The 17,363-nt window shown below is 70.0% G+C and carries 12 protein-coding genes; 10 read left to right on the plus strand and 2 right to left on the minus strand.

All coding sequences use genetic code 11. From position 1 onward, the window contains the following. Positions 1-12 precede the first annotated feature (12 nt). The 3 genes from Q0581_RS11655 to Q0581_RS11665 all read left to right on the plus strand — a co-directional run bounded on the left by Q0581_RS11655 (position 13) and on the right by Q0581_RS11665 (position 4,983). A complete protein-coding gene (locus Q0581_RS11655) occupies positions 13-1,599 on the plus strand; it encodes a YifB family Mg chelatase-like AAA ATPase (protein ID WP_298700479.1) in 1,587 nt (528 codons plus the stop codon). Between the two features lie 63 nt (positions 1,600-1,662). Continuing rightward, positions 1,663-3,198, plus strand: a complete 1,536-nt coding sequence (locus Q0581_RS11660) for a response regulator (protein ID WP_298700481.1) — start codon at positions 1,663-1,665, stop codon at positions 3,196-3,198. 30 nt (positions 3,199-3,228) lie between these two features. Next, positions 3,229-4,983, plus strand: coding sequence for an MFS transporter (locus Q0581_RS11665; RefSeq protein ID WP_298700483.1), 1,755 nt, complete (start codon positions 3,229-3,231; stop codon positions 4,981-4,983). 145 nt (positions 4,984-5,128) lie between these two features. Here the strand turns inward: Q0581_RS11665 and Q0581_RS11670 are convergent, their stop codons facing one another. Together Q0581_RS11670 and dapF are read right to left on the minus strand one after the other, a co-directional pair. Beyond that, positions 5,129-7,408 carry an NADP-dependent malic enzyme gene (locus Q0581_RS11670; protein ID WP_298700484.1) on the minus strand — a complete coding sequence of 760 codons (2,280 nt, stop codon included), beginning with the start codon at positions 7,406-7,408 and terminating at the stop codon, positions 5,129-5,131. A gap of 71 nt (positions 7,409-7,479) precedes the next feature. After that, a complete protein-coding gene (gene dapF, locus Q0581_RS11675) occupies positions 7,480-8,313 on the minus strand; it encodes a diaminopimelate epimerase (protein ID WP_298700569.1) in 834 nt (277 codons plus the stop codon). Between the two features lie 56 nt (positions 8,314-8,369). Between dapF and Q0581_RS11680 the strand changes: the two genes are divergently transcribed. The 7 genes from Q0581_RS11680 (at position 8,370) to Q0581_RS11710 (ending at position 17,354) form a co-directional block, all read left to right on the plus strand. Next, positions 8,370-9,170 (plus strand): potassium channel family protein, encoded by an 801-nt coding sequence (locus Q0581_RS11680; protein ID WP_298700485.1) that lies wholly within the window; start codon positions 8,370-8,372, stop codon positions 9,168-9,170. A 67-nt stretch (positions 9,171-9,237) separates the two neighbouring features. Next, entirely contained in the window at positions 9,238-11,388 is a 2,151-nt protein-coding gene (locus tag Q0581_RS11685; RefSeq protein WP_298700487.1) for a prolyl oligopeptidase family serine peptidase, read from the plus strand. Between the two features lie 16 nt (positions 11,389-11,404). Next, positions 11,405-13,600: a prolyl oligopeptidase family serine peptidase gene (locus tag Q0581_RS11690; RefSeq protein ID WP_298700489.1), complete on the plus strand. Its 2,196-nt coding sequence runs from the start codon at positions 11,405-11,407 to the stop codon at positions 13,598-13,600. Positions 13,601-13,697: 97 nt separating this feature from the next. Next, positions 13,698-14,438 carry a thioredoxin family protein gene (locus Q0581_RS11695; protein ID WP_298700490.1) on the plus strand — a complete coding sequence of 247 codons (741 nt, stop codon included), beginning with the start codon at positions 13,698-13,700 and terminating at the stop codon, positions 14,436-14,438. Between the two features lie 190 nt (positions 14,439-14,628). Continuing rightward, the gene (locus tag Q0581_RS11700; RefSeq protein WP_298700492.1) at positions 14,629-15,273 is read left to right on the plus strand and encodes a hypothetical protein; all 645 of its coding nucleotides are present in this window, start codon (positions 14,629-14,631) and stop codon (positions 15,271-15,273) included. 13 nt (positions 15,274-15,286) lie between these two features. Next, positions 15,287-17,023, plus strand: a complete 1,737-nt coding sequence (locus Q0581_RS11705; RefSeq protein ID WP_298700495.1) for a CHAT domain-containing protein — start codon at positions 15,287-15,289, stop codon at positions 17,021-17,023. Between the two features lie 46 nt (positions 17,024-17,069). Continuing rightward, positions 17,070-17,354 carry a hypothetical protein gene (locus tag Q0581_RS11710; RefSeq protein ID WP_298700496.1) on the plus strand — a complete coding sequence of 95 codons (285 nt, stop codon included), beginning with the start codon at positions 17,070-17,072 and terminating at the stop codon, positions 17,352-17,354. The last annotated feature ends 9 nt before the right edge of the window (positions 17,355-17,363 follow it).

Consider the following 17,363-nt stretch of genomic DNA (forward strand, 5'->3'; position numbering starts at 1 on the left):
GGAGGAGACGGCATGGTCGCGCGGGTCACGACATTCGCCTTCGAGGGGGTCGAGGCCCGGCGCGTGGATGTCGAGGTCCAGCTGATCGGCAGTGCGGGCCAGACGACCTTCACCCTGGTCGGCCTGCCCGACAAGGCGGTGGCCGAGAGCCGCGAGCGGGTGCGCGGCGCCTTCGCCGGCATCGGTCTGGCCCTGCCGCCCAAACGGATCATCGCCAGCCTGGCCCCCGCCGACCTGCCCAAGGAAGGCTCGCATTTCGACCTGCCCATCGCCCTGGCCCTGATGGCGGCCATGGGGGTGATCGGCCCGGCGGACCTGGAAGGCTGGGCGGCGCTGGGGGAACTGGGGCTGGACGGGCGGATCGCGGCGACGGGCGGCGCCCTGCCCGCCGCCGTGGCGGCCTCGGCTCTGGGGCTGGGCCTGATCTGCCCGGAGGCCAATGGCGCCGAGGCGGCGTGGGCGGGGGATGCGAACATCCTGGCGCCGCGCTCGCTGATCGGCCTGATCAACCATTTCAAGGGAACCCAGGTGCTGCGGGCGCCCGAACCCGGTCCGGCGACGGCGGGCGGCCTGGTTCCAGACCTGAACGAGGTCAAGGGTCAGGAGAGCGCCAAGCGCGCGCTGGAGGTGGCGGCCGCCGGGGGACACAATCTGTTGTTCATCGGCCCGCCAGGGTCCGGCAAGTCGATGATGGCCCAGCGCCTGCCGGGCCTGTTGCCGCCGCTGACGCCGTCGGAACTGCTGGAGACCTCGATGGTCTGGTCCATGGCCGGGCTGATCGAGCGCGGCGCCCTGACCCGCGACCGGCCGTTTCGCAGCCCGCATCATTCGGCCAGCATGGCGGCCCTGACCGGCGGCGGCCATCGGGCCAAGCCGGGGGAAGCGTCCCTGGCGCACAATGGAGTGCTGTTCCTGGACGAACTGCCCGAGTTTTCGGGCCAGGCGCTGGATTCGCTGCGCGCGCCGCTGGAGACGGGCGAGATCGTGGTGGCGCGGGCCAACGCCCATATCCGCTATCCGGCGCGGTTCCAGCTGGTGGCGGCGATGAACCCCTGCCGCTGCGGCCTGGGCGGGGTCGGGCGCGGGGCCTGCGGCAAGGCGCCCCGGTGCCAGGTCGATTATCAGAACCGCATCTCCGGCCCCATGTTCGACCGCATCGACCTGACCGTCGAGACGCCGCCGGTGACCGCCGCCGACATGGCCCTGCCGCCGCCGGCCGAAGGCACGGCCCAGGCCGCCGCGCGGGTGGCCGCCGCCCGCGCCATGCAGGCCGAAAGGGCGGCGCTGGCAGGACTGGACCCCGTGGCCGCCATCAATGCGCGGGCCGACAGCGCCTATCTGGACCGGTTCGCCACGCCGGACGAGGCGGGCCGGGCGCTGCTGATGAAGGCGGGCGAGGCGGGCGGCCTGACCGCGCGCGGCTGGACCCGCACTCTGCGGCTGGCGCGGACCATCGCCGATCTGGAAGGCGCCGACGGCGTGTTGCGCCGCCATGTGGCCGAGGCCCTGATCTACCGCCGCGCCGGCCCGGCGGCCCAGGCCGACTTCGACCGGCGCCAGGCCCAGATCGCGCAGGGCCCCCGAACGACCGCTTTCTGATGGGCGCCGGTTGAACCGGTCTTAACGCCTGATCGGGCAAGGTGGCCGCTGAAGGAGGCGGCCATGGCGCGACGCGGCGGACCCAAGGCGATTGCGGAACAGGCGACGGAACCGGCCGGGGCCGAGCCGCAGCAGTTCCTGCGCCTGATGAGCCACGAGATGCGCACGCCGCTGAACGGCGTCATCGGCATGCTGGGCCTGGTGTCGCGCACGCGGCTGGACGGGGCGCAACGGTCCTATGTCGAGGCGGCTCAGGCGTCGGCCGAGCATCTGCTGGGGCTGGTCAACGATCTGCTGGACTATGCGCGGCTGGAGGCCGGGCGGCTGGAGTTCGACCTGGCGCCGGTGAACATCGAGGCCCTGGTCCAGGGGGTGGCCGAACTGCTCAGCCCCCGCGCCCACGACCGGGGGCTGGAGATCGCCTGGTCCGTCGCCGCCGATGCGCCCGATGTGATCGCCGATGAGGGGCGGCTGCGTCAGGTGCTGTTCAATCTGGCGGGCAATGCGGTCAAATTCACCGAGACGGGCGGCGTCCGCATCGCGGTGGAGCGCGCAGGCGGAACCGAGGCGGCGCCGCGCCTGGCCTTCATCGTCGACGACACCGGGCCGGGCGTGCCGATCGAGGCGCGGGCGCGCATCTTCGAGGAATTCGGCCATGCGGTCGGTGGCGACGCCGTGCGCCACGACGGCGCCGGCCTGGGGCTTGCGGTGGTGCGGCGGCTGATGACGGCCATGGGCGGAACCGCGACGGTTCAGGATCGGCCCGACGGTCCCGGCGCCCGCTTCCGGGTCGAGGCGGCCTTCACGGCGGCGGCCGAGGCGCCGCGCCCGCGGCTGCTGGAGGGTCAGGCCGTGGCGGTGATCGCGCCGGACCCCTTCGTGCGACAGGCGGCCGAGGCGCAACTGGCCGCCAGCGGCGCCCGCATAACGGCGAGCGCGCCTGTGACCCTGATCGATCACGCCCAGGCCATCGCGGACGGACGCGACCTGGCGGCGCCGGCGGCACAGGGGCGGTCGATCGTGCTCTTGACCCCGGCCCAGCGCGACCTGATCGCGCGATACCGTTCGGCGGGCTTCCATGGTTATCTGATCAAGCCCCTGCGCCGCGCCTCGGTGGTCGAGCGTGTGCGGGCGGCCCTGAACGCCGGTGGCGGCTCGGTTCCGGCCGCCGTGCTGATCGAGGATGACCGCGTGGCCCCGGCCCGGTTCGCCGGGACGCGGGTGCTGCTTGCCGAGGATAATCCCGTCGGCGCCCTTCTGGCCAAGACCCTGCTGCGGCGCGAAGGCTGTGTGGTCGAGACCGCCGCGACGGGCGAAGAGGCGGTCCAGGCGCTGAAGCGCGCGCGCTATGATCTGGTGTTCATGGACATGCGGATGCCGGGCTTGGACGGGCCGGGTGCGGCGCGGGCCATCCGCGCGCGCGGCGACGACACCCCCATACTGGCCCTGACCGCCAACGCCTTCGCCGAGGACCGCCGGACCTGCCTGGAGGCGGGGATGGACGACCATCTGGTCAAGCCGCTGGAGCCGGAGGCCCTGCGCGCCGCCCTGGCCCGCTGGACGAAGCGCGACATCCGCGCCAAGGTCGCCGCCAGATAGGGCGCGGGCGCGCCTTCAGGAGGCGCGTGAATGAGCGAAGCGGACGCGACGGCCAAGCCGGTCAGGAAATGGGGCGGCCTGGCGGTCTATGGCGAACGGCGCGCCTTCGCCATGCTGCTGCTGGGCTTTGCGGCCGGCCTGCCGAACCTTCTGATCTTCGACACCTTGTCGGCGTGGCTGCGGGATGCGGGGGTCACGCTGGAGGTGATCGCCTTCTTCGGCCTGGCGACCCTGACCTATGCGCTGAAATTCGTCTGGGCGCCGCTGCTGGACCGGACGTCCATTCCCGGCCTGACCCGGCTTTTGGGCCATCGGCGGTCGTGGATGCTGGCGACGCAAGGGGTCATCGTCCTGGGGCTGTGGCTGATCTCGGGGACCAATCCGGCGACGTCGCTGATGGCGGTGGCCGGGTTCGCGGTCATGGTCGGCTTCTTCGGCGCGACCCAGGACATCGCCATCGACGCCTGGCGCATCGAGGCGGCCGACGACAGTCGCCAGGGGGCCATGGCCGCCGCCTATCAGCTGGGCTATCGCGTCGCCATGATTGTGGCCGGGGCCGTGCCCCTGGTGTTGGCCGAGATCTACAGCTGGAACCTGTCCTACGCCATCATGGCGGCCCTGATGGGCGTCGGCGTGCTGGGGGTGCTGCTGGCCCCGCGCGAGAAACAGCATGTGGTGCGGCCCATCCCGGTGGGCGACATCCCCTCGCGCCCGGCGCTGGAGGTGTTCGAATGGGTCGTGCGGCTGGCGCTGATCGCCGTGGCGGCGGTCATCATCGGCACGGGCCTGACTGACAAGCCCGACGCCCTGTTGTGGGTGTTCGGCGGCGTTCTGGGCGAAGCGGGCGCCGCCAGCGTGACGGCGGGGCTGGCGAACAATGAACTGACCGGCGTGCTGATTCAGTTCGCCTATGTCATCGGCGGCTTCGCGCTTCTGACCGCCGCCTGCTGGCCGGTGCCGGGGGTCAAGACGCGACCCGGCGCCTATCTGGCCGGATCGTTCGGGGCGCCGCTGATGGATTTCTTCGTGCGGTTCGGAAAGCTGGCCCTGCCGATCCTGGCGCTGATCTGCCTGTACCGGCTGTCGGACTTCGTGCTGAACATCATGAACCCGTTTTATCTGGACCTGGGCTTCTCCAAGACCGAGATCGCCGAGGTGCGTAAGGTGTTCGGCGTGGTCATGACCTCGCTGGGCGTTTTCATGGGCGGCTGGATGGTGGCGCGGCTGGGCCTGATCCGGGCCATGGTGGTCGGCGCCTTCATGAGCCCGGTGTCCAATCTGGTCTTCGCCTGGCTGGCGACCCAGGGGAACAGCCTGGGCGCCCTGTTCGTGGCCATCGGCATCGACAATGTGGCCACCGGCATCGCCGGCACGGCCCTGATCGCCTATATGTCCAGCCTGACCTCGATCGGCTTCACGGCGACGCAGTATGCGCTGTTCAGCTCGCTGTACGCCCTGCCGGGCAAGATCGTGGCGTCGCAGTCGGGCAAGATCGTCGAAGGCTCGGCCCAGGCCGCCGACGCAGGCGGGCCGCTGGGCGCGCTGAAAGGTCTGTTCGCGGGCCTGCCCGAGGGGTCGCTGGTCGAGGGCGCGGCCAAGAGCGGGACCACCCCCGCCGGCCTGGGCGCCGGCTATGTGACCTTCTTCCTGTATTCGACGGTGATCGGCGTCTTCGCCATCGTGCTGGCCTTCTATGTCGCCCGGCGCCAGCAGGCGATGCAGGCGGACACCGCGACCCAGGCCGCCGTGGAAGCCGAGGCCGAGGACAATGCGCCCCGGCCGTAATATCTGTTGATCCGCTCATCCCCGCGAAAGCGGGGATCCAGTCCTTTGGGTGATGTGGCGGAGATGGTGGACAGACGCATCTGATCTCACGCCCTGCGTGTCGCTCTCACTGGATCCCCGCTTTCGCGGGGATGAGCGGTGAGGTTCAGGCTTCCGTCTCGGCGCCTTCTTCGTAGGCCGCGAACGTCGCCGCCGTGATGATCTCGCTGACCGAGGCGCCCAGGGGCACGATCTGAACCGACTTCTCCAGCCCGACCAGCAGGGGGCCGATCACGGTCGCGCCGCCCAGGGCCTGGACCAGCCGGGTCGAGATGGCCGCCGAATGGATGGCCGGCATGACCAGCACATTGGCGTCGGCCGTCAGGCGCATGAAGGGGTAGTTGGCCCTCTGTTCGGGGTCCAGCGCCAGTTCGGGGGGCATTTCGCCCTCGTATTCGAAGTCCACGTCCATGCCGTCCAGGATGCGGATGGCCTCGCGCACCTTCTCGCCCCGGTCGCCGGGCGGGTTGCCGAAGGTGGAATAGGACAGGAAGGCCACGCGCGGCGTGCGGCCCAGCTTGCGCACCGTGGCGGCGGCCTTGATGGCGATCTCGGCCAGCTCGGCCGCGTCGGGCAGTTCGTGGATCGAGGTGTCGGCGATGAACAGGGTGCGCCCCTTGGCCAGGACGATCGACACGCCGATCATCCGGTCGGTGACGTCCAGAACGCGCCGCACCTCCTTCAGCACCATGTTGAAATTGCGGGTCACGCCGGTGACCATGGCGTCGGCCTGGCCCCGCGCGCACATGGCGGCGCCGAAATAGTTGCGGTCCTGGTTGATCATCCGCTGGACGTCACGGCGCAGGTATCCGCGCCGTTGCAGCCGCTCGTACAGCCATTCGGTGTATTCGGCGTTCAGGTGCGAGACGCGGGCGTTGGCGATCTCGATGCCCAGATCGTCGAAGTTGAGGCCCGCCTCGGCCGCGTTCTGCCGGATCAGGTCTTCACGCCCCACCAAGATGGGTGTGCCCAGCTCGGCCTGTTTGAAGCCCCAGGCGGCGCGGATGACCGACGGCTCCTCACCCTCGGCGAAGACAATGCGCTTGTTCGGCGCCCCGCGCACGGCCGACGAGATCTTCTGCATCAGCGAGGCGGACGGATCGACCCGCTGGCGCAGCTGGGCGCGATAGGCGTCCATGTCGGCGATCGGCAGGCGGGCCACGCCGGTGTCCATGGCCGCCTGGGCCACGAAGGGCGGAATGTACCAGATCAGGCGCGGATCGAACGGCGTCGGGATGATGTAGTCCGGGCCGAACTTCAGCTTGCGCCCGCGATAGGCGGCGGCCACCTCGTCCGGCACGTCCTCGCGCGCCAGGGCGGCCAGGGCCTGGGCGCAGGCGACCTTCATCTCGTGGTTGATGCGCCGGGCCCGCACGTCCAGGGCGCCGCGGAACAGATAGGGGAAGGCCAGGACGTTGTTGACCTGGTTGGCGTAGTCGGACCGGCCCGTGGCGATGATGGCGTCGTCGCGCACCGACATCACGTCCTCGGGCGTGATCTCCGGGTCTGGGTTGGCCATGGCGAAGATGATGGGCCGGGGCGCCATGGTGGCGACCATCTCCTTGGTGATGGCGCCCTTGGCCGACAGGCCGATGACCACATCGGCCCCGACCATGGCCTCGGCCAGCGTCCGGTGCGGGGTGTCGGTGGCGTGGGCGGCCTTCCACTGGTCCACGCCGTCGCGGCCGCGCCAGACCACGCCGTCGCGGTCGACGATGACGGTGTTCTCGTGTTTCACGCCCGCCGCCTTCATCAGGGCGATGGACGACAGCCCCGCCGCCCCGGCGCCGGACAGCACCACCTTGATGTCCTCCAGCCGCTTGCCCGCCACATGGCAGGCGTTGATCAGGCCGGCGGTCGAGATGATGGCCGTGCCGTGCTGGTCGTCGTGGAAGACCGGAATGTCCAGCAGGTCCTGAAGCCGGCTTTCGATCTCGAAACATTCGGGGGACTTGATGTCCTCCAGATTGATGCCGCCCCAGGTGTCGCCGATGTTCTTGACCACGGTGACGAACTCGTCCGGGTCGGTGGTCTTGACCTCGATATCGAAGCTGTCAACGTCGGCGAACCGCTTGAACAGCACCGACTTGCCTTCCATGACGGGCTTGGAGGCCATGGCCCCCAGATTGCCCAGGCCCAGGATGGCGGTGCCGTTCGAGATGACGGCCACCAGATTGCCCTTGGAGGTATAGTCATAGGCCTTGTCCGCATCGGCGGCGATGGCCAGCACCGGAATGGCCACGCCGGGCGAATAGGCCAGCGACAGGTCGCGCTGGGTCGCCATGGGCTTGGTCGGGGCCATGGAGATCTTGCCCGGCGTCGGCACACGGTGGAATTCCAGCGCGTCGTCGTCGGAGAAGGTCTGTTTGTCGGTGATGTCGGGCATTCCGGGGGCCTCTGAAGCGTTTCCCCCCGTTCCTAGGCCGTGCATTCCCCAGGGACAACCGCCGAGGGCTCTTAGAGCGTCAGCATCCCCGTCCGTTCGATCTCGACCGGGCCGGTCATCAGGACGTGGCCGGTGTCTTCCTTCCATTCGATCCGCAGGCGGCCGCCGTCCACGTCTATGGCGGCGTGACGGTCGGTCAGGCATCGGCGGACGGCGGCGACCAGGGCGGCGCAGGCGCCGGTGCCACAGGCGCGGGTCAGCCCCGCCCCGCGCTCCCACACCCTGAGGCGGATATGGTCGCGGTCGATGACATGGGCGAAGCCGACGTTGACGCCTTCGGGGAACAGGGGGTGATGCTCGACCAGCGATCCGGTCCCGCGCACGAAGCCGTCGTCCGGGGCGTGGTCCATGAAGAAGACCACATGCGGATTGCCCATGGAGACCGCGCCGGGGGTATGCAGCACCGGCGCGTCGATGGGGCCGACCTGAAGCTCTATGCCGCGGGTGTCCATCTCTTCGGCCAGGGGGATCTGGTCCCAGGCCAGGCGCGGTTCGCCCATGTCGACGGTGATGGCGCCGTCCTGTTGCAGCCGGGCGGTGGTCAGGCCGCCCAGGGTGTCGATGGTCGCGCTCTGACGCTGGTCCGACATCATCAGGATCCAGCCGACGCAGCGCAGGGCGTTGCCGCAGGTCTGGACCGCCCCGCCGTCGGCGTTCCACACCCGCATGAAGGCGTCGGCCGTATCCGACGGCTCCAGCGCGATCAGCTGGTCGCAGCCCTGGCCCGTCTGGCGGTCGCAGATGGCCCGCACCTGGTCCGGCGTGGGCGCGAAAGGCTGCTCCAGCGCATTGACCACGACGAAGTCGTTGCCGGCGCCGTTCATCTTGACGAAGGGCAGGGAGATCGGGGTCATCGCACGACCATATAGGCCCGGCGCATCAATCAGGCTATCGCTGGCTGATGGCCAGCGAGGCGACCGATCACCGGGACGAAGGGCTGCGGCTGCGCGCGCGGCTGCGGTATCTGTATCACGGCAGCCAGCCGCCGGCGGTGCGGTTCCGCATGGCGGTCATCGTCATCGACGTGCTGATCGTCGGCTTCTTCCTGGCGGCGCCCATCCTGCGCGAGGCCGGCTGGGCCTATTACGTCATCGACTATGTCATCGCGGCGATCCTGGCGGCGGACCTGATCGCGCGGGCCTGGACCTACAGCGACTTCAAGGACTGGCTGAAGCGGCCGGTGGTGTGGGTGGACATCGTGGTTCTGGCCACCCTGCTGTTCCCCGCCTGGCTATATAATTTCGGCTTCCTGCGGATGCTGCGCCTGTGGAGCCTGCTGAACTCGGACTTCTTCTGGCGCACGGTCGGGCGGCGCTATGACGACACGCGGGTGGAGGAGATCGTCCGCACCCTGTCGGCCCTGGTGACCTTCGTCTTCGTGGTGACCGGCTTCGTCTATGCGACCTTCCGCGAAGGCCATCCGGGCATCAACGGCTATCTGGACGCCCTGTATTTCACCGTCGCCACCCTGACCACGACCGGGTTCGGGGACATCGTCCTGCCGGGGGCCTGGGGCCGGGTGCTGTCGATCACCGTCATGCTGGTGGGGATCACCCTGTTCATCCGCCTGGCCCAGACCCTGATTCGGCCGCACAAGGTGAAATACCCCTGCGACCGCTGCGGGCTTCAGAAACACGACCCCGACGCCGTCCACTGCAAGGCGTGCGGCAATCTGCTGTGCATCCCCGACGACGGAGCATGACAAAGTCGTAAGGTGCGCGGCCGCCGCGGGCGTCTAGGGTGCGCCCAAACCGTCGGGAGCTGTTTTGATGATCCGTCACGCCGTCCGGGGCGCTCTGGCCGCCCTTCTTGTCTCCACCGCCCTGCCGATGAGCGCCATGGCCCAGAGTTCCGCCCCCGCCCCTGCCCCCGCCGCCGACCAGGACGACCCCTATCTGTGGCTGGAAGAGGTCGAGGGCGAGCGGGCCATGGACTGGGTGCGCGGCCAGAACGCCCGGTCCCTGGGCGTGCTCCAGGCCGATCCGCGCTATGAGACCCTGCACCAGCAGGCGCTGGAGATCGTGCAGTCGCGCGACCGCATCCCGGCCCCGGGCTTCCGCCACGACGGAACGATCAGCAATTTCTGGCAGGACGCCAACCATGTGCGCGGCGTCTGGCGCACCACCACTCTGGACAGCTACCGCACCGCCGAGCCGCAGTGGGAGACCCTGCTGGACGTCGACGCCCTGGCCGCCGCCGAGGGCGCCAACTGGGTCTATAAGGGCGCGACCTGCCTGCCGCCGGAACAGACCCGCTGCCTGATCAGCCTGTCGAACGGCGGCAAGGACGCGGTGACCATCCGCGAATACGACCTGACCACTCGCACCTTCGTCGAAGGCGGCTTCGTCCTGCCGGAATCCAAGGGCGGGGCGACCTGGATCGACCGCGACACCCTGCTGATCTCGCGCGATTTCGGCGAGGGCAGCCTGACGGATTCCGGCTATCCGCGCATCGTCAAGGTTCTGAAGCGCGGCCAGACCCTCGATCAAGCCCGGACGGTGTTCGAAGGCCAGACCACCGACGTCTCGGCCAGCGGCTTCGTGCTGCGCGACGCCGACGGCGCGGTCCAGGCGACGATGATCCGGCGCGGGATCAACTTCTACGAGGGCGAACTGCTCCGCCTGAACGACGATGGAACCACCCGTCGCCTGGATCTGCCGTCCAAGTCCAGCATCAACGCCCTGGTCCAGGGCCGGATGGTCTTCACCACCGACCAGGACTGGACCGCCCCCTCGGGCCAGCGGTTCGAGACCGGCGACGTCATCGCCTATGATCTGCGCGCGTGGCTGGCCGATTCCAGCATCCAGGCCCAGCTGGTGATCCGCCCCGGCGCCCGCGAAGCGATCGAGGACATCAGCGCCACCCGCAACCGCCTGGTGGTGGCGTTGTACGAGAATGTGCGCGGCGCCCTTTACGCCTATGCTCCGGCCGAGGGCGGCGCCTGGACCCGCACCCGCCTCGACCTGCCGGCGAACTCGGCCGTGGGGGTGGGTTCGACCAGCGACCGGGACGACCGGCTGTTCGTCACCGTGTCCAACCATCTGACGCCCCAGACCCTGTATCTGGCCGACGCCGACGCCCTGACGGCGGAACCGGTCAAGGCCCTGCCGGCCAAGTTCGACGCCACAGGCATGACGGTGGACCAGTTCGAGGCCCGGTCCGCCGATGGGACCATGATCCCCTATTTCGTCGTGCATCGCGGCGACATGGCGATGGACGGATCGAACCCGACGCTGCTGTACGGCTATGGCGGCTATCAGAACTCGCTCCTGCCCGGCTATTCGGCGACGGTCGGCAAGCTGTGGCTGGAGCGCGGCGGGGTCTATGTGGTGGCCAACACCCGCGGCGGGGGCGAGTTCGGCCCGCGCTGGCACCAGGCGGCCCTGCAGCAGAACCGCCAGCGCGCGCACGAGGACTTCCAGGCCGTGGCCCTGGATCTGATCGCCCGCAACATCACCAGCCAGCCGCATCTGGGCGTCATGGGCGGCAGCCAGGGCGGCCTGTTCATGGGCGCCATGCTGACCCAACGGCCGGACCTGATCAATGCGGCGGTGATCCAGGTGCCCCTGTTCGACATGATGCGCTTCCACCGCCTGCTGGCGGGCGCCAGCTGGATCGCCGAATACGGCAATCCCGACATCCCCGAACAGCGCGCCTGGATCGCGGAATATTCGCCCTATCAGCGTCTGGCGGCGGGCCAGCCCTATCCGGAAGTCTTCATCCACACCTCGACCAAGGACGACCGCGTCCACCCCGGCCACGCCCGCAAGGCGGCGGCCCGGCTTGAGGAGCTGGGCTATCCGGTGCTGTTCTATGAGAACATCGACGGCGGCCACGGCGCGGCCGCCAATCTGCAGGAAACCGCCCGGCGCCTGGCGCTGGAGTACACCTATCTGTCGCGCCGGCTGATGGACGACTGACCAAGGACGACTGAACATGCGTATCGCCCTGATGACCGCCGCATTTGCAGCCCTGGCCTTGCCCGCCATGGCTCAGCAGGCCAGCCCCTTCATGCCCGCCGACCTGTCGCCGGCGGGGGTGCGGGCCGCCGACGACCATCTGGCGCTGGAGGCGGTGGACGGCGAAGAGGCCATGGCCTTCGTCCGCGCCTCGAACGAGCGGGCCCTGGCGGCCCTGACGGGTGATCCGCGCTATGAAACCTATCGCCAGGAGGCCGAGGCGATCCTGACGGCCACCGACCGCATCCCCATGCCCAGCTTCCTGGGCGAGGGGGTCGGCAATTTCTGGCAGGATGCGGCCAATCCCAAGGGCGTCTGGCGCCGCACGACACTGGAAAGCTACGCCACCGCCGCGCCGCAGTGGGAGACCCTGCTGGACATCGACGCCCTGGCCCGCGCCGAGGGCCGCGACTGGGTGTTCAAGGGCGCCGACTGCCTGGCGCCGGACGAGACCCGTTGCCTGATCATGCTGTCCGACGGGGGCAAGGACGCCCTTTCCGTGCGCGAGTTCGACACCACGACGAAACAGTTCGTCGACGGCGGCTTCACCCTGCCGGAAGGCAAGCACCGGCTGGAATGGCTGGACATCGACACGCTTCTGGTGGCGACCGACTTCGGCGCCGGGTCTCTGACGGAAAGCGGCTATCCCTATATCGTCAAGGCGCTGAAGCGCGGCCAGACCCTGGCCCAGGCGACCGAGATCTATCGCGGCGATGCGGCCGACGGCGGCTATGGCGTCAGTCCGGCGGTCTATCGCGACGCCGAGGGACAGGTGTCGGCGGTCATCGTGCGCCGCCCGCTGGACACCTTCCGCGCCGAGACATGGCGCATCGTCGACGGCCGGCCGGTCAAGCTGAACCTGCCCGAACGGGCGGCCATCCATGGCGTGATGGGCGACCTTCTGATCTTCTCGAACGGCGAAGCCTGGACCCATTACAGTCAGACGCACGCCGCCGGAACGCTGCTGGCGGTCTGTCTGGACTGTCTGCAGACATTGCCGGACGGCCAGGTGATCGTGACCAACCAGGACGCCGTCATCTTCACGCCGTCGCCGCGCCAGTCGATCAGCGATGTCGCCGTCTTCACCGACCGGGTCGCCGTCGCCTACAACGACAATGTCCGAGGCCAGCTGTCGATCTTCATCAACCAGGGCGAATGGGGCTGGCAGGTCCGCGACGTGGCCGTGCCCGACAACAGCGCCGTCTCCCTGGGTGACCGGTCCATGGCCCGTGGCCAGCTGTTCGTCACCAGCCAGGGCTTCCTGACGCCGACGGCCCTGGGACGGCTGGACGTCGATTTCCCGGTGACGCGGATGGACGCCGCGCGCGCGTCGCCCAACGCCATTCAGCGGCTGCGGTCGGCCCCGGCCCTGTTCGACGCTTCGACGCACATGACCGAACAGTTCGAGGCCGTGTCTTCGGATGGAGAGCGCATTCCCTATTTCGTGGTGCGGCCGCGCGACCTGGCCATGGACGGCCAGGCGCCGACCATCCTGTTCGGCTATGGCGGCTTCCAGGTCAGCTTCCCGCCCGCCTACAAGCCCGAGATGGGCAAGCTGTGGCTGGAGCGGGGCGGCGTCTTCGTCCAGGCCAATATGCGCGGCGGCGGCGAGTTCGGACCCGCCTGGCACCAGGCGGTGCTGAAGGAAAACCGCCAGCTGGCGTTCGACGACTTCGCCGCCATCGGCCGCGACCTGATCGCGCGCGGGATCACCAGCCCCGAACACCTGGGCATCTATGGCCGGTCCAACGGCGGGGTGCTGACCAGCGTTTCGATCACCCAGAACCCGGACCTGTTCAATGCAGCGGTGATCGAAAGCCCGCTGATCGACATGCTGCGCTATCACGAACTGCCCGCCGGGGCGTCGTGGATCGGTGAATACGGCGACCCGCGCGTCCCAGAACAGGCCGCCTATATCGCCCGCTATTCCGGCTATCAGAACCTGCGGCCGGGGGTGGACTATCCGCGCCTGTACATCACCACCAATACCCGCGACGACCGGGTGCACCCCGGCCATGCGCGCAAATTCGCCGCGCGGCTGGAGGGGCTGGGCCAGAACCCGATCTATTACGAGGAGACCGCCGGCGGTCACTCCAACGACGCCGACCCGGTGGCCAACGCGCGGCGCTGGGCCCGGCATTATGTCTATCTGGCGCAGCAGTTGATGGACTAAGGCCGCGTGGGGTCGTTCTGATCGCGGCCCGGCAATACGGCCCCCTCACGCGAAAATGAGTGGGCGGGATCGCCCATCCGGTGATTAATCCCCGCCCATGAGGATGCGGGGCTGGATAGCGGGCGGGGTCGCGGTGGCGATCGGCGCCCTGGCGGCGGGCGGTGCGGCCCAGCCCAGCCGCGCCCGCGTCGTCGTCTCGCCCGCGCCGGCCGAACCGGTGGTGGTCGAACTGTTCACCGCCCAGGGCTGCGCCGGATGCCCCGAGGCCAATCGCGCCATAGAGGCCGTGGCCGATGCGCCGGGGGTCATCGCCCTGACCTATGCGGTCGATTACTGGGACTATCTGGGCTGGACCGACACCTTCGCCCGGCCCGAGTTCGCGGCGCGTCAGAGGGATTATCGCGCGGCGCTGAAACTGCGCGCCCTGCCGACGCCCCAGGTCATTCTGGACGGCGCCCGCCAGGCCCAGGCCCGGCCCGAACCGCTTCAGGCCGCCATCACCGCCGAGGGCGCACGCCGCGCCCCGCCGCCCCAGATCGAGTTCCGCGAGACCGGAGACGCCGTCGGCGTCGGCTCGGGCCGCCCGCCGGCCGGGGGCGCCGAGGTCTGGGCTGTGGTCTTCACTCCCGGCCCGCAGGAGGTCGAGGTGGCGCGCGGCGACAATCGCGGCCAGACGGTGCGCCACGTCAATGTCGTGCGACGCCTGACGCGGCTGGGCGACTGGACCGGCCGCCCCGCCCTGTTCCGCCTGCCCGGCGAACGCGCCGAGGGCGAGGCCGTGGCCGTTCTGGTCCAGGCCAAGGCCGACCGGCGCATCCTGACCGCCGCCGTCGAATAGGGCGTGCAGCAAGGATTACGCGCTAACGCTCGCGACCCGGTCGCTCGCTGCTTGAGCGCAGGGATGTCGCGCCAGGCCCCGTGACCGACCCCAGACCCGACGCGGTCATCTTCGATCAGTTTGCGCCGTCGCCGATCCGAGGCATGGTCGTGACGGACCGCCGTTCGCGGTCGGACGGACGGGGACAGTCATGATCTTCACGCACATGATCGCCGGCGTGGCGGGGGCTGCGGCCCTGATGCTGGGCGCATCGACTGGCGCCCAGGAGGCGCCCGTCATCGACCGCGACGGCGAGGCGCGCGGCGTGGCCCAGGCGGTCATGGCCGCCGAACTGGCCCGCTGGGGCCGCGAACGGCGCGATCCGGGCGCCCTGATCATGGCCTCGCGCGTTCTGGCCGAGGTGCCGGTGCGGCCCGGCGGCGACGCGCCCATGCTCAGCCCCGACGCCCTGCTGGACCAGGCCGAGACCTTCGCCGCCGGCAGCCAGGGGGTTCTGGACGCCATCGCCCGGCTTCGGTCGGGCACGCGCGGGGTGATCAACTCGCCCTTCGGCCGCGGCCCGGTGTTCACCGTCAAACAGATCGAGCCGCGCGAGACCTACTGGTTCGAGGTCGAGGCCAGGGGCGGCGAGGTTCTGCGCATCGCCGCCATCGGCGACGGCGACACCAATATCGACCTGACGGTGCGCGACGCCGCCGGAACACTGGTCTGCCGCGACGGTTTCGGCGATCATTACCCGGTCTGCACCACCCATCCGCGCGCCGATGGACGGATGCGGGTGGATATCGTCAACCGGGGCGACGTCTGGACGCGGGTCCAGATCCTGAGCAACTGAAGGGGCTGGGGGCATGTGGGGCAAGGGACGTCTGATCGCCGGGCTGGCGGCGCTGGCCGCCGTCATGACCGTGGCCGGCTCGGGCGCCGCGCGCGTGGACGACACGCCCGAATCCCTGCGCGCCGAAGCCTTCGAGGCGGCGCAATGGGCCATCGCTTCTGACGCCGCCGACGCCCTGGCCAAGGTGTCGGCCCGCTTCGCCGAGGGGAACGACGCCCTGGGCCGTCTGGCGGAGGAACGCGAGACCCTGCTGGCGCGCCGCGATGCGCTGGAGCTGGAATTGGAGCGTCTGTACGCCGTCCAGGGCGACGAGGGGCGCGACCGCCGCGCCGCCGCCCGCGCCGACTATGACGCCGTGCGCGCCCGTCTGACCGCCGTGGACGCCGACATCGAGGCGCGCTTTCCCGCCTATGCCGAACTGACCAGCCCGCGCGCCCTGACGGTGGCCGAGACGCAAGCCCTGCTGAAGCCGGACGAGGGGCTGCTGCTGGTGCTGGTGAACCCCGAGGCGACCTATGTCTGGGGCCTGTCGCGCGACCGGGTCGAATGGGCGCGGGCCGAAGAGCTGGGCGATGCGGCCATGACGGCGGCGGTGACGAAACTGCGCGAATCCCTGACCACGGCGGCCCAGAACCGCAGCGACCTGGACCCCGCCATCTTCGCCGGACGGCCCGTCGCGGCCTTCGACCGGGCCGAGGCGCACCGGCTGTACGCCGAACTGGTCCAGCCGGTCGAAAGCGTGTTCGAGGGCAAGAAGACCCTGATCACCGTGGTCACCGGCGCCCTGACCACCCTGCCGCTGGCGGTGCTGTCGACCCAGGCGCCCCAGGGGCCGGACGGGCCGGACGCCCTGGCCGCGACGCCCTGGCTGATCGAACGCTACGCCCTGGCCACCCTGCCTTCGGTGTCCAGCCTGAAGGCCCTGCGCTGTCATCTGGTGTCGGACCCGGCCCTGCGCAGCCCCGGCTGCCCCGCCTCGGCGGGCGCCGAGGCAAGGCCCGCCGTCCCTGCCACCCCGGCCGCGCGGCCCTTCACCCTGGCCGCCTTCGGGGCGCCGATCCTGGCGGGGGCGCCCGACTACGCCTCGCGCGGGGCGCCGGCGGCCGACAGCGTGCTGGGCGAGGGGCGGCTGGCGGATGTGTCGCGGCTGAAGGCCCTGCCCTATCTTCCGGGGTCCAAGACCGAGCTGGAGACGCTGAAGACCCGCTATCCCCGCGCCCTGGTGCGCATCGGGCCCGAGGCGACCGAGACGGCGGTGCGCCAGGCCGACGCCGCCGCCCTGTCGGCCGCGCGTTTCGTGGTGTTTTCGACCCACGGCCTGATGGCCGGATCGACGGCGGCCGAGCCGGGGCTGGTGCTGACGCCGCCGGATCAGGCGACCGAGGCCGACGACGGCTATCTGAGCGCGTCCGAGGCGGCCCAGTTGCGCCTGAACGCCGAGTTCGTGGTCCTGTCGGCCTGCAACACCGCCGCCTCGGACGGGCGGCCGGGGGGCGAGGGCCTGTCGGGCCTGGCGCGGGCCTTCTTCTATGCGGGGGCGCGCTCGGTTCTGGTGTCGCACTGGGAGGTGTCGGACGCCGCCACCACCGAACTGATCACCGCCAGCTTCGCCGCCCTGGATACACCCGGCGCCGACATCGGCGACCGCGCCCGCGCCCTGCAGTCGGGCATGCGGGCGGTGCGCGCCAACCGCGCCTGGACCCACCCCGCCTTCTGGGCGCCGTTTACCTTGGTTGGGGAGCCGGGTTGAAGCCCTCGGCTTGAGGCCGTCAGGATCATCCGTCTAGGATGAGAATATGAGCCAGCACCGCCCGCTTGATGTGGTCTGGGCCGACATCCTCAATGGGGCGGTCGTGACCGTTCTCGGCCTGATCTTTCCCACGCTCTGCGTGTGGGCCATCGTTCGCGTGAGCGGCGAGCCATTCGAACCCTGGCTGATGACGGAGCGCCAGTTTCTCCAGGGCGTGCAGGCTGTGTTCCTGATCGGCGCCAGCCTGATGGCTGTGCGGTGGGGCCTCCGCGTCGTGGCCAGGTCCGTGGCCGAACTACGTCATCGAGACGTGGCACGTCGGGACGACTAGATTTGCCGC

It is taken from the genome of uncultured Brevundimonas sp. (assembly GCF_937863155.1).
Taxonomy (GTDB): domain Bacteria; phylum Pseudomonadota; class Alphaproteobacteria; order Caulobacterales; family Caulobacteraceae; genus Brevundimonas.

Excerpts from the sequence above, each read along its gene's own strand:
- Q0581_RS11655 (WP_298700479.1), top strand. The coding sequence starts at position 13 with ATGGTCGCGCGGGTCACGACATTCGCCTTCGAGGGGGTCGAGGCCCGG.
- Q0581_RS11660 (WP_298700481.1), top strand. The coding sequence starts at position 1,663 with ATGGCGCGACGCGGCGGACCCAAGGCGATTGCGGAACAGGCGACGGAA.
- Q0581_RS11665 (WP_298700483.1), top strand. The coding sequence starts at position 3,229 with ATGAGCGAAGCGGACGCGACGGCCAAGCCGGTCAGGAAATGGGGCGGC.
- Q0581_RS11670 (WP_298700484.1), bottom strand. The coding sequence starts at position 7,408 with ATGCCCGACATCACCGACAAACAGACCTTCTCCGACGACGACGCGCTG.
- Q0581_RS11680 (WP_298700485.1), top strand. The coding sequence starts at position 8,370 with ATGGCCAGCGAGGCGACCGATCACCGGGACGAAGGGCTGCGGCTGCGC.
- Q0581_RS11685 (WP_298700487.1), top strand. The coding sequence starts at position 9,238 with ATGATCCGTCACGCCGTCCGGGGCGCTCTGGCCGCCCTTCTTGTCTCC.
- Q0581_RS11690 (WP_298700489.1), top strand. The coding sequence starts at position 11,405 with ATGCGTATCGCCCTGATGACCGCCGCATTTGCAGCCCTGGCCTTGCCC.
- Q0581_RS11695 (WP_298700490.1), top strand. The coding sequence starts at position 13,698 with ATGAGGATGCGGGGCTGGATAGCGGGCGGGGTCGCGGTGGCGATCGGC.
- Q0581_RS11700 (WP_298700492.1), top strand. The coding sequence starts at position 14,629 with ATGATCTTCACGCACATGATCGCCGGCGTGGCGGGGGCTGCGGCCCTG.
- Q0581_RS11705 (WP_298700495.1), top strand. The coding sequence starts at position 15,287 with ATGTGGGGCAAGGGACGTCTGATCGCCGGGCTGGCGGCGCTGGCCGCC.
- Q0581_RS11710 (WP_298700496.1), top strand. The coding sequence starts at position 17,070 with ATGAGCCAGCACCGCCCGCTTGATGTGGTCTGGGCCGACATCCTCAAT.